Genomic DNA, 11,690 nt, shown 5'->3' on the forward strand with positions numbered 1-11,690 from the left:
ATCAGAACTTGCCGCCGAGGCCGACGCTGCCGCCGGGCGTCAGGGACGGCGTCATGCCGCCCGACGACCCGCCGCTGGTGGGCTCGCCGTCGATCTCCTCGCGGCGGATGCGGCGCGCGCCGTCGTTCGCGGCGCGCGCGTCGTTGCGCTTGTCCTTGGGCAGGTCGAGCGTCCGGGTCGGCGCCGTCGCCAGCGGGCGCCCGTCGGCATCGACGTTGGCCATGCGCGCCTCGCGGCCCGGAAGGGCGCCGCGCAGCGACGGCGGCGGCCCGACCTCGGCCGCCGGCATCACGCCGCCGCCGCCGCCCAGCGCCCCGCCGAGCGCCTGGCATCCGGCCAGGGCCGCGCCGAGGCAGAGGGCGGTGGCCGTCAGCGCGAGCGGGCGGCGGAGGCGACCCGCGGCGGTCGAAGGCGAGGCAGGCAGAGGCGAGGCAGCCATGGGCGGTGAAGTCCTGTCTTCTCGTGGCGGCCAAGGTGGGACCGGGCCGCCGTCATGTCGTTGACGGCCTCTCTACGATGCAGTTTGGGCGAAAACCAGACGCCGCCGCGTCCATCCCGGGACGCGGCGCGAGGCCTTCGCCGACCGATCGGGAGCATCGGAGCGGATGCACGCGGCCCGAAACGTGCGGCGCGAAACCTGCACACCAAAACGTGCGGGTCGGGCGACCGGACGCGATTCACAACTTCGCCTTGGTCGAACGGCATGCGAAGGTCGTGCTCTCGTAACCCATGACGATGCGGCGGAGACACCCGCGCGTCGCCACGGCCGCGCCGCGCCAACGCCAGCACTTGAGGACCTTGCGTGACCACACCGATCCGGATGATCGCGACCGCGACGATCACCCTCTGGACCGCCCTCCTCGGGAGCGCGTCCGTCATGGCTCAGGCGCCGATGGCGCAGACGCCCGCGCCGCAGACCCCGCCGGCCGGCAGCGAGACCGCGCCGGCGACGCCGGCCGCGCCGCCCCCGGTCGCCCCGACCGCGCCGCCGCAGGCCCAGCAGGGCACCCCCGCCACCGTCCTCGACACCCAGGATTACGAGAGCGTGCTGGGCAAGAGCGTGCGCAGCGCCAACGGCGACGAGCTCGGCCGGGTGATCGACCTGATCATCGACAAGGAGGGGCGCCCGCGCGCGGCGATCATCGATTTCGGCGGCTTCCTCGGCGTCGGCTCGCGCAAGATCGCAGTCGACTGGCGGGCGCTCCGCTTCACCTCCGACGGCAAGGTCGGGCGGCTGTCGTTGCAGCTGAGCCGCAATCAGGTCCGCGTCTCGCCCGAATACAAGGCCGGCGAGCCGATCGTGGTCCTCGGCCCGGCGAGCCCCGGCCCGGACGGCGAGCAGGCGACGGCACCGGCCGCCGCCCAGCCCGCGCCCGCCCCCACGGCCGCACCGGCGCCTGCCGCCGTGCCGGCGCCGCCCGCGCCCGCGCCCGCCGCGAAGCCCGCGGACAAGCCGGCCGCTGAGAAGGTGCCCGATAAGTGACGGTGGCGCGACCGAAGGACCGCCGCGTCATCCCCCCCCGCGAGGCGCAGCGCCAGGCGAGGCTCGACCACGAGGTCCGCGCCCGTCCGGTCCGGCTGCGCGAGCCGACCGTCGAGCCGGCGCCCGCGGCCGCCGGCGCGGACGGGCTGTCGCGCGCGAGCCGGCGCGGGCTCGATCTGTTCGCCTTCTTCGTCGCCAACCTGCAGACCGGGTTCGGCCCGTTCCTGGCGGTGTACTTCACCCAGTCGAAATGGACCCAGTCCGACATCGGCTTCGCGCTCACCGTCGGCAGCCTGGTCAGCCTGCTCGGCCAGGTCCCCGGCGGCGCCTTCGTCGACGCGATGCGCTCGAAGCGGTTCGCGGCCGGCGTGTCGGTCGCCGCGATCTCGGCGAGCGCGCTGGCGCTGGCGCTGTGGCCGAACTTCCTCATCGTCCTGCTCGCGATGGCGGTGCATTCGGCCGCGAGCTGCATCCTGACGCCGGCGATCGCCGCGATCAGCATCGGCCTCGTCGGCCATGCCCGCGCCGGCGAGCGCCTCGGGCGCAACGCCAGCTTCCAGGCGATGGGCAACGCGGTGGCCGCCGCCGGCATGGGCGCTTGCGGCTACTACCTGTCGAACGACGCGGTGTTCTACCTCACCGCCGCCCTGGTGGTGCCGACGATCATGGCGCTCTCGGCGATCCGCGCCGAGGAGATCGATGCCGGCGTGCGGACGCAGGAGGCCGAGCCCCGCAGCGGCGACGCGGCGGCGGGCGGCGTGAAGGCCCTGCTGACCAACCGCGCGCTCCTCAGCTTCGCGGCCTGCATGACGCTGTTCTTCCTGGCCAACGCCGCGATGCTGCCGCTCGTCGGCAGCGTCCTGACGCTGCGGGCGAGCGAGACCGCGACGGCGCTCGTCGCCGCCTGCATCATGGTCCCGCAGGCGGTGCTGGCGGTGCTGGCCCCCGCCGTCGGCCGGGCGGCGGAGCGCTTCGGCCGCTATCCGGTGCTGCTGGCGGGGTTCGCCGCGCTTCCGATCCGCGGCCTGCTCTTCGCCTACACCGACAACCCCTACATGCTGGTCTCGATCCAAGTCTTCGACGGCATCTCGGCCGCGGTGCTCGGGGTGATGGTGCCCCTCGTCGTCTCCGACCTCACCCGCGGCACCGGCCGGTTCAACCTCGCGCTCGGCGCGGTCGGCACCGCCATGGGGATCGGGGCCGCGCTCTCGACCTCGCTCGCCGGAATCCTGGCCGACCGGCTCGGCAGCCACACCGCCTTCCTCGGGCTGGCGCTCGTCGGGGCCGGCGCCTTCGCCCTCGTCGCGCTGATCATGCCCGAGACCCGGCGCGGGGCGGCACGATGAGGATTCTCGCGGCCTGCACGGGGCGGTCCGGCACCGGAATCGCATACCGGTCAAACGGCGTTCAGCTTCGTGCGATAAAAGCGCGGCGCAGGAACGGGCTCACGCAACGGTTGACGAGGCTGTTGCGTTGCCCCGCCGGCGCTTATTTTTATCCGCGTCCCGTCGTAGTGCCATCCGCCAACGCATTCCTCGTGTCGACCGCCCCGTCGCTCACCGCGTCATCACCCCCTTCGCCCCTCCCCCTTCCGCCGGCCCTCCGCGTCGCCTGAAATCGAGATGCTCATCGCGATGGAAGACCTCTGCCAATACGCCGACCGGCCCTTCGCCTTCGTGGGCCGCTACCTGCGGCGCCGGGCGTTGCCGCATGCGGTGATCCTGATCGCGGTGCTCGGCGCCGTCGGCTTCTCGGTCTCGACCGACTACGCGCTGAAGGGCGTGGTCGACGCGCTGAGCAAGGGGCCGCAGGCGAACCTCGTCTGGGGGGCGCTCGCGGTCCTCATCGCCTTCATCGCCGCCGACAACATGCTCTGGCGCGTGGCCTCGCTCGTCGGCTCGTTCACCTTCGTCGGCGTCACCGGCGACATCCGCCGCGACCTGTTCCGGCACATGACCGGGCACTCCCCGAGCTTCTTCGCCGACCGGCAGCCGGGCACGCTGGCCTCGCGCATCACCGCGACCTCGAACGCGATCTTCACGGTCGAGAACATGTTCGTGTTCAACGTGATGCCGCCCTGCGTCGCGGCCTTCGGCTCGATTCTCTACATCGGCAGCGTCAACGTCACGATGGCCCTGGTGCTGGCCGGCATCTTCGCCGCCGTGGTGGTGCTGATGTTCAAGATGGCGGCGGCCGGCAAGCCGCTGCACCACGACTTCGCCTCGAAGGCCGCGAGCGTCGACGGCGAGATGGTGGACCTCGTCGGCAACATGCCGCTCGTGCGCGCCTTCTCCGCGTTCAAGCGCGAAGGCGTGCGCTTCGAGGGCACGATCGCCCAGGAGATGCGCGCGCGCCGCTCCTCGCTGCTCTACCTCGAGAAGCTCCGCATCGTGCACGCGATCCTCACCGTGCTCGCGGTGCTCGGCCTGCTCTACTGGGCGATCACCATGTGGGAGGCGGGGCAGGCGACCAACGGCCAGGTGGTGCTGGTCTGCACGCTGGGCATCCGCATCCTCGCCGCCACCCGCGACCTCGCCGTGGCGCTCGTCGACGCGACCCAGCACACCGCCCGCCTCTCGGAGGCGCTGCACACCCTGCTGCAGCCGCACGACCTGATCGACCACCCCGAGGCGGTGCCGCTCTCGGGCACCGGCGCGCGCATCGAGTTCCAGCACGTCGCCTTCGCCTACCCGGACGGGCGCTCGGTCTTCACCGACTTCGACCTCGTGCTCGAGCCCGGCCAGCGCGTCGGCCTCGTCGGCAAGTCGGGCGGCGGCAAGTCGACCCTGTTCTCGCTGATCCAGCGCTTCTACGAGGCCAAGGGCGGCAAGATCTTGATCAACGGCCAGGACATCGACCGGGTGACGCAGGAATCCCTGCGCGAGGCGATCACGGTCGTGCCGCAGGACGTGTCGATGTTCCACCGCACCCTGCGCGAGAACATCCGCTACGGCCGGCCGGAGGCCTCGGACGAGGACGTGTGGAAGGCGGCCGACGCGGCGCACTGCACCGACTTCATCAACGCCCTGCCGGAAGGATTCGACACCATCGTCGGCGACCGCGGCGTCAAGCTCTCGGGCGGCCAGCGCCAGCGCATCGCCATCGCCCGCGCGATCCTCAAGGATTCGCCGATCCTGCTCCTCGACGAGGCGACCTCGGCGCTGGACGCCGAGTCGGAGGAGGCGATCCGCCACGCGCTCGCCAACCTGATGAAGGGCCGCACGGTCATCGCCATCGCCCACCGGCTCTCGACCCTCAAGGACTTCGACCGGATCGTGGTTCTGGAGGGCGGCCGCATCATCCAGGACGGCTCGCCGGACAAGCTGACCCATCTCGACGGGTTCTATCGCGAGCTGATGAAGAAGGAATCGATGTCGATGGGCGCGCTCGCCGCGGCCTGAGGCGGACGTCCCCTGCCCTCCCCCGCAGGGGGGGGAGGGAAAGTGGAGGTCGGCGTTTCGATCGCCGCCGGAACTCAGCCGACCTTCATCGACCGGAACAGGAAGCGCCGGGCGTCGTCGTCCACCTCGGCCTTGAACGCGTGCCGGCCCTTGAGGCTTTCCGCCCGCTGCGCCGCCGGGCGGGCGCTCACCGTGTCGAGCAGCCGCTTCACGTTCGGGAATTCGAGGATCGCGTCCTCGCCGAGCATGAAGGGCAGCATCCGCGCCCAGCCCCAGACCGCCATGTCGACGATGCCGTACTCGGCGAGCACGAAGCTGCGGCCGGCGAGGTGGGCGTCGAGCACGCCCCAGTGGCGCCGCGCCTCGAACACGTAGCGCTCGGCGGCGTATCCCGTCCGCTCGGCCTCCGGCGCGAAGTGGCGGAAATGCACGCACTGGCCGGAGAACGGCCCGATCCCGGTGGCCACGAACATCAGCCAGGACAGCATCTGGCCGCGGGCCGCCTCGCCGTGGGGCAGGAAGGCCCCGGCCTTCTCGGCCAGATGCAGCAGGATCGCGTTCGAATCGAACACCGTGGCGTCGCCGTCGACGATCGCCGGCACCTTGGCGTTCGGGTTGATCGCGGCATAGGTCTCGGCGAACTGCTCGCCCCTGCGCGTGTCCACCGGGATCGGCTCGTAGGCGAGCCCGGTCTCCTCGAGGCACAACGCCACCTTCATCGGGTTCGGCGCGAGGTTGTAGTAGAAGCGGATCATCGGGTGCGCATCCTGCGTGTCGGCCGGGTCGGGCATCGCGCGAACGCGGCACCGGTGGCAAGGCCGGCGCGCGCCGGAGGGCGGTGGGCCCGCTTACTCCACCACCACCTTGTAGCTCTGCCCCGTCTTCAGCGGCACGCCGCGCTCAAGGCCGTTGAGCACCAGGAACCGGTCCAGTGCGCGGTCCGGCACCGCCATCCGCCGGGCGAGGTCCTCGGCGTTCGACGAGGCGGCGACGACGATCTGCAGGCGCAGCGGCTTGAGCGAGGCGGTCTCGGCCGGCGAGACCGAGGCCAGGCTCGCGATCCAGCGGCGGAAGGCCGGGTCGGGGTCGGTCGCGCCCTTGGCCGCCATGATCAGGCGGAAGGTGGCGTCGCCGACGCGGATCGCGGCGAGCCGGAAGGTCCAGTCCTTGCCGCGGGACAGGGCGGTCGCCGCCGGATGGTCGGCGATCGGCTGGACCTCGATCGAGGCCGGGTCGATCGCGTCGTTCCACGTCGCCTTGAGGATCGCGTCCAGGGTCTGGCCGTCCTTGGCCTCGACCTGGTCGAACAGCAGGCGCCGGCTGCCCTCGTTGGTGGTGCCCAGCACCGCGTTGCGGGTGTTCTCGATCGAGAAGCCCTCCGGCACCTCGAAGGCGATGCCGAGGCTCGGATGCACGAAGCGGTGCCCGCGCACCGCGCCCTCGCCGGGGTTGTCGCTGTAGGCCAGCCCGTCGATCGCCGCGAGGTAGGCTGCGCGGTCGTCGGTGCCGACGCCCGGGGCCCCGGTGCGCCGCGCGGCACGGGTGACGAGCCCGATGCGCTCGGCCGTGCCCGGATGAGTCGCGAGCATGTCCGGCTCGGCCGCGGTGCCGCCGCCGGCCTTCAGCGCCAGGGTCCGGTTCAGCGCGGTGAGGAAGCGGCCGGCGCCGTAGGGGTCGTAGCCGGCCTTCGCCAGGGTGCGCACGCCGGCCGCATCGGCTTCGAGCTCCTGCTCGCGGGAGAAGCGCGCGAGCGCGAAGCGCGACTGACTCTGGAGCTGGGCGCCGGTGGCCGGATCGTTCAGCACGTCGGCGACCACGCGGCTGACGAGCTGCGAGCGCAGCTCGAGCTCGGTCCGGGCGGTGGCGTGGCTCAGCGTGACGTGCGCGATCTCGTGGGCGAGCACGGCCGCGATCTCCGAGGTGTCGCTCGCCAGCGCGACGAGGCCGCGGGTGACGTAGAGGCGGCCGCTCGGCAGGGCGAAGGCGTTGACCACGGGCGAATCGAGCAGCGTCACCGCGTAGGTTTGGTCGGGCCGGTCGCTCGCCCTGACCAGCCGGTCGGTCACCTCGGTGAGCAGGCGCAGGGTGGCCGGCGACCGGTATTCCCCGCCGAAGGAGGCGACGAGCTTGGCGTGGTCGGCATCCGTGACGTTGGCGGGACGGCCGGTGGTGCGCGGCGCCTCCGGCGGCACGGAGACGACGGCCGGAACCAGCACCGCCCCGGTCTGCTCGCCGGCGCAGGCCGAGAGCGCGAGCAGCAGGGCGAGCGCCGGCGCGCGACGCGCCTGCGCGCGGCCGCCCTGCCCAATTCCCGTTCCGCTCCGCGTCGTGCCGCCCATCATGCCGTTCAGCGCCGCAGCGCCCGCTCCCCATCCGTGCTCGCGCCGGCGATCGCCGTGGGCGCCTCCAGCACTTCGATCGTCTCCGGCACCGCGATGTCGAGGGTCGGCCCGCGACGGATCTCGACCACCCCGCGCACCCGCACCCGCGCGTTCCTGAGCCTGTCCGCACTCAAACCATGTTCGCGCATCCTGCGCCAAGTGCGTTTCGACACGGTGACCGTGAGCCCGTCCTCCCCCCGGGCCGCGAAGTCGAGATAGGTCCGGCTCGGGCGCTCGCCGACATGGCGGATCGTGCCCTGGACCACGACGAACCGCCCCGCCGCCGCGCGCAGGCCAGGACCGTCCGAGGCCTCGAGCGACGGCTGGTGCCAGAGCCCGAGTCCGGCCGTGCGCGCGGCCTCCTCGACGGCGAGCAGCCCCGGGCGGCACAGGGCGTCGCCCTCGCCGGCATCGACCTGGGCGAGACCGGCACCGACGAGGTCGGCCGCCAGGTCGACCGGTCCATCCGCCTCCGACAGGGCGTCGATGCGCAGGCGGCCCCAGCGGTCGGCCTCGCCGCGGGCGACGACGGTCAGCGGGCGGCCGCGCAAAGCCAGCAACCTCTCGGTCGCGGCCTTGGCGATCTCCGGGTCGTCGGGCCAGCGCACCGATCCGAGCACCGCGCGAGCGCCGGAGGCCAGCGCGAGCTCGCCGCGGGGCTCGACCGCGGACAGGGTCTCCGTCCGTCCGTCCCCGGAAAGGCACTCGGCCGTGCCGGATCGCGGCGCCGCCGCGACGCGGGCGGCCGAGGCGGCGAGCGCGCAGGCCGCGACCGCGAGCATCCGCCCCGTCCATCCCATCGCCACGACTCCCGCTCCGACGTCCGCTGCAGCATGCCCCGGATCGACGCGATCCGCACAGGGCGATCCGGCCACACCGGCGAAGCCGCGGTTGCCCAGTGGACTCGCACGGCGACGATGGTACAAACCTCCGGTACGTCTCCGTAGCTCAGCTGGACAGAGCACAGGTTTCCTAAACGCAAATTGGGCGCCGCATCGGGAAACCGCGCGGCGGATCCGCTCAAATTCGGGGAACGCTTCCGGTCCCGGCGATCCAGGTCGCCGGAATCCTGCCGATCCCGAGCCAAGCCCGCGCAGTGCCATGCGCAGGAAGGTGTAGAGACTAGACGGGCGGCACCTAAGGGCGCCTTCGGGCGCCTAGGGCGAAGGGATAGTCCAGGCCACGAACGCGGGCACCCGCCCGCGGCGGCGAAAGCCGAAGTGGTATGAAACCTGGGGTCGCAGGTTCGAGCCCTGCCGGGGACGCCACGCATTCCACCTGATGCGACGCGGCCGATCGCGGGACGATCGGCCGGTCCGCAACGGACGCTGCCGACGCGTTGGATCGATCACGGGGACCCTGCACCAGGCCGGGTCACTAACGCGGCGTGACGATCGTACCAGTGAAAACAACCGAGACCGGGAACCAGTTGCATTCGCAACTGTTGCTGCCGGGATCGTCCAACCCTGGGTCGATCCCTTGGTAGGACGTGCCCCACCCGTGACCGCAGGCGTCGACAGATCGGAACTCCGGCAGATCATCGCCGGCCTGACCGAAGGGGTGATCCTCGTCGAGCCCGATCAGCGCATCGTCTGGGCGAACGAGGCCGCGCTCGCCATGCACGGGGCCGAGAGCCTCGCCGAGCTCGGCGCGACGGTGGACGAGTACCGGGCCCGGTTCTCCCTGCGCTACCGCAACAACCGCCCACCGGACCAGTACCCGATCGAGCGGGTGGTGCGCGGCGAGACCTTCCACGACGTCATCGTCGACGTGCGCCGCACCGACCGGCCGGACGTCGACTTCGTCCATTCGCTCCGCAGCATCGTCGCGACCGACACGTCCGGGACGCCGAGCTGCCTCGCGCTGATCCTCCAGAACGTGACCCCGCAATTCGAGGCGGAGGAGCGGTTCGAGAAGACCTTCAACGCCAACCCGGCCCCGGCGGTGATCACCCGCCTGTCCGACCTGCGTCACGTCAAGGTCAACACCGGCTTCCTCGAGATGACCGGCTACACCCGCGACGCCGTGATCGGGCGCAGCGTCTACGAGGTCGACGTGCTCGCCGGCGCGCGCAGCCGCGACCTCGCGATCGCCCGCCTCAACGCCGGCACCACGGTCCCGCAGATGGAGGCCTGCCTCGGGCTGCCGGACGGCGGCACGCGGTTCGTGATCGTCGCCGGCCAGCCGATGGAGCTGGGCGACGAGCCGTGCATGCTGTTCACCTTCGCCGACCTCGAGCTGCGCAAGAAGGCCGAGACGGCGCTGCGCCAGAGCGAGGAGCGCTTCGCCAAGGCGTTCCAGCTCACGCCCGTGCCGACCATGCTGTGCCGGGCCGACGGCTTCGCGGTCACCGGCATCAACGAGGCCTTCACCCGGGTGTTCGGCTACGGCCAGGACAAGGTCGTCGGCCGCACGCCGGAGGAAATCGGTCTCTGGACCAAGGATGCGGCCCGTCAGCGCTTCGAATCCGCGGTGATCCGCACCGGCTCCGTCCTCGGGCTGGAGACCTGCCTGCACGCCCAGGAGGCCGGAGACCTCGATTGCCTCGTCTCCGCCGAGCGCGTCACCATCAACGACGAGGCGTTCGTGCTGGCGGTGCTGCAGGACATCACCGAGCGCAAGCGCTCCGAGCGCGACCTGTTCGTCGCGATCGAGGCGGTGATGGCCGACACCTCCTGGTTCAGCCGCGGCCTGATCGAGAAGCTCGCGAGCCTGCGCCACCCGGGCGAGGCGAGCGCCGAGGATCCGACCCTCAGCCTGACGGTGCGCGAGCGCCAGATGCTCGGCCTGGTCTGCGCAGGGCTGAGCGACGATGCCATCGCCAAGCGGCTGAACCTGTCACGCAACACCGTCCGCAACCACACCGCCGCGCTCTACCGCAAGCTCGGCCTGCACAAGCGCTCGGAAGTGATCGTGTGGGCGCGCGAGCACGGCCTGCCGGCGACCATTCCGACATGAATAAATCAGAATACCAGTAGTTTTATACCATTGCCTGTTCGATGGGTGTCACCATCTCCGAAGGATAAAGGCAAGACCAACAAGAACAGGGGCAGCAACCCGCCGCATCGAACCACATGCGATCTGTGCGGATCGCGCCCTCAGCTCGATCGGGCAGCCGCCGGCGACCTGCGCGCCGCGGCCGAGATCGAAGCGAACACGAGTTTTTTCGAAGTCCGACGCGACGTCCGGGTCCACGCGCATGCCGTAGCCGGGGCGACACGCCGCACACGTCTCCCACACCTCGAAGCAACAGGACGAGCATCATGGTCGATACGGATCGCGTCACGGGCGCAGCGAAAGAATTTGCGGGCAAGGCACAGGGCGCCGTCGGCGATCTCGTCGGATCGCGGAACGACTCGGTCGAGGGCCGCTTCCGCGAAGCCCAGGGGTCGGCCGAGAACCTCTACGGCCAGGCCAAGGACGCCGTCCGGCACGTCGCCGGCGAAGCCTCGGACTACGCCGAGGACGCCTACGAGAACAGCGGCCACTACCTCCGCCAGGGCCGTCGCGCCGTCAGCCATCAGGTCGAGGAAAGCCCCTTCGTCGCCCTGATGATCGCCGGAGCCGTCGGCTACGGCCTCGCCCTCCTCATCCATTCCCGCCGCTGACAGCCCTCGTCGTCGCGTCAAGTCTTTCGGAGCATACCGTGGCCACATCGTCCAACATTTCCGCCGCCCCCGTCGCGGCGAGCGCAGCCTCCACCGTCCACCTGCACCAGGCGTCCTGGGGCGCGATCTTCGCCGGCGCCGTCCTGGCGCTGGTGGTGCAGGTCATCCTGAACATGGTCGGCGTCGGCGTCGGCCTGTCCAGCGTCGGCTATCCCGCCGGTGACAACCCCGCCGCCTCGACCCTGTCGATGGGCGCCGGCGTCTGGTTCGTCGTGTCCGGCATCGTCGCGGCCCTCGTCGGCGGCTTCCTCGCCGGTCGCCTCTCGGGCAAGCCCGTCGCCGCCACCGCCGGCTATCACGGCCTCGTCTCCTGGGCGGTGAGCACCCTCGTCGTGCTGTACCTGCTCAGCTCCGCCGTCGGCGGCCTCGTCGGCGGCGCGTTCGGCGCGGTGACCAGCACCCTCGGCGGCGCCGGCTCGCTCGTCGGCGGCACCGTGCAGACGGCCGCCCAGGCCGCGGCGCCCTCGCTGTCCAAGATCTCGAACCCGCTCGATGGGATCGAGAACACGGTGCGCCAGCAGGCGGCCGGCCAGGACCCGCAGGCCCTGCGCGATGCCGCCGCCTCGGCGGTCCGCGCCCTGCTCTCGGGCGATCCGGCCCAGAAGGCCCAGGCCGAGAACCGCGCCGCCGACGCGCTGGCCAAGGCCCAGGGCATCCCGACCGACCAGGCCAAGACGCAGATCCAGGACTACGAGAAGCAGTACGACGCCGCCGTCGCCGACGCCAAGCAGAAGGCCAAGGTCGCGGCCGAGGCCGC

The 11,690-nt window shown here is 71.7% G+C and carries 10 protein-coding genes; 6 read left to right on the forward strand and 4 right to left on the reverse strand.

Going from position 1 to position 11,690, the window contains the following annotated elements:
- Position 1 precedes the first annotated feature (1 nt).
- A complete protein-coding gene (locus MKK70_RS02405) occupies positions 2-439 on the reverse strand; it encodes a hypothetical protein (protein ID WP_243932292.1) in 438 nt (145 codons plus the stop codon).
- Between the two features lie 363 nt (positions 440-802).
- On the opposite strand from MKK70_RS02405, the gene MKK70_RS02410 reads away from it, so the two are divergent.
- The 3 genes from MKK70_RS02410 to MKK70_RS02420 all read left to right on the forward strand — a co-directional run bounded on the left by MKK70_RS02410 (position 803) and on the right by MKK70_RS02420 (position 4,884).
- Positions 803-1,483, forward strand: coding sequence for a PRC-barrel domain-containing protein (locus tag MKK70_RS02410; protein ID WP_405043835.1), 681 nt, complete (start codon positions 803-805; stop codon positions 1,481-1,483).
- Positions 1,480-2,829, forward strand: a complete 1,350-nt coding sequence (locus MKK70_RS02415) for an MFS transporter (RefSeq protein WP_405043836.1) — start codon at positions 1,480-1,482, stop codon at positions 2,827-2,829. Before MKK70_RS02410 ends, MKK70_RS02415 begins: the two co-directional genes overlap by 4 nt.
- Positions 2,830-3,117: 288 nt before the next feature.
- Positions 3,118-4,884, forward strand: a complete 1,767-nt coding sequence (locus tag MKK70_RS02420; protein WP_147844649.1) for an ABC transporter ATP-binding protein — start codon at positions 3,118-3,120, stop codon at positions 4,882-4,884.
- Positions 4,885-4,958: 74 nt separating this feature from the next.
- Here the strand turns inward: MKK70_RS02420 and MKK70_RS02425 are convergent, their stop codons facing one another.
- The 3 genes from MKK70_RS02425 to MKK70_RS02435 form a co-directional block, all read right to left on the reverse strand.
- Positions 4,959-5,639, reverse strand: coding sequence for a glutathione S-transferase family protein (locus MKK70_RS02425; protein WP_147728876.1), 681 nt, complete (start codon positions 5,637-5,639; stop codon positions 4,959-4,961).
- Positions 5,640-5,732: 93 nt separating this feature from the next.
- Entirely contained in the window at positions 5,733-7,223 is a 1,491-nt protein-coding gene (locus tag MKK70_RS02430; RefSeq protein WP_243945659.1) for a M48 family metalloprotease, read from the reverse strand.
- An 8-nt stretch (positions 7,224-7,231) separates the two neighbouring features.
- Positions 7,232-8,065 (reverse strand): thermonuclease family protein, encoded by an 834-nt coding sequence (locus tag MKK70_RS02435; protein ID WP_243945649.1) that lies wholly within the window; start codon positions 8,063-8,065, stop codon positions 7,232-7,234.
- A gap of 700 nt (positions 8,066-8,765) precedes the next feature.
- On the opposite strand from MKK70_RS02435, the gene MKK70_RS02440 reads away from it, so the two are divergent.
- The 3 genes from MKK70_RS02440 to MKK70_RS02450 all read left to right on the forward strand — a co-directional run.
- Entirely contained in the window at positions 8,766-10,223 is a 1,458-nt protein-coding gene (locus MKK70_RS02440) for a helix-turn-helix transcriptional regulator (RefSeq protein WP_147726489.1), read from the forward strand.
- Positions 10,224-10,528: 305 nt separating this feature from the next.
- Positions 10,529-10,873, forward strand: a complete 345-nt coding sequence (locus MKK70_RS02445) for a CsbD family protein (RefSeq protein WP_243931725.1) — start codon at positions 10,529-10,531, stop codon at positions 10,871-10,873.
- A gap of 38 nt (positions 10,874-10,911) precedes the next feature.
- The coding region (locus MKK70_RS02450; protein WP_243945651.1) for a PhnA-like protein at positions 10,912-11,690 on the forward strand (779 nt) is incomplete at its 3' end.

This window comes from Methylobacterium sp. E-041 (genome assembly GCF_022829665.1).
GTDB lineage: Bacteria > Pseudomonadota > Alphaproteobacteria > Rhizobiales > Beijerinckiaceae > Methylobacterium.

Excerpts from the sequence above, each read along its gene's own strand:
- MKK70_RS02405 (WP_243932292.1), bottom strand. The coding sequence starts at position 439 with ATGGCTGCCTCGCCTCTGCCTGCCTCGCCTTCGACCGCCGCGGGTCGC.
- MKK70_RS02420 (WP_147844649.1), top strand. The coding sequence starts at position 3,118 with ATGGAAGACCTCTGCCAATACGCCGACCGGCCCTTCGCCTTCGTGGGC.
- MKK70_RS02425 (WP_147728876.1), bottom strand. The coding sequence starts at position 5,639 with ATGATCCGCTTCTACTACAACCTCGCGCCGAACCCGATGAAGGTGGCG.
- MKK70_RS02430 (WP_243945659.1), bottom strand. The coding sequence starts at position 7,223 with ATGGGCGGCACGACGCGGAGCGGAACGGGAATTGGGCAGGGCGGCCGC.
- MKK70_RS02435 (WP_243945649.1), bottom strand. The coding sequence starts at position 8,065 with ATGGGATGGACGGGGCGGATGCTCGCGGTCGCGGCCTGCGCGCTCGCC.
- MKK70_RS02445 (WP_243931725.1), top strand. The coding sequence starts at position 10,529 with ATGGTCGATACGGATCGCGTCACGGGCGCAGCGAAAGAATTTGCGGGC.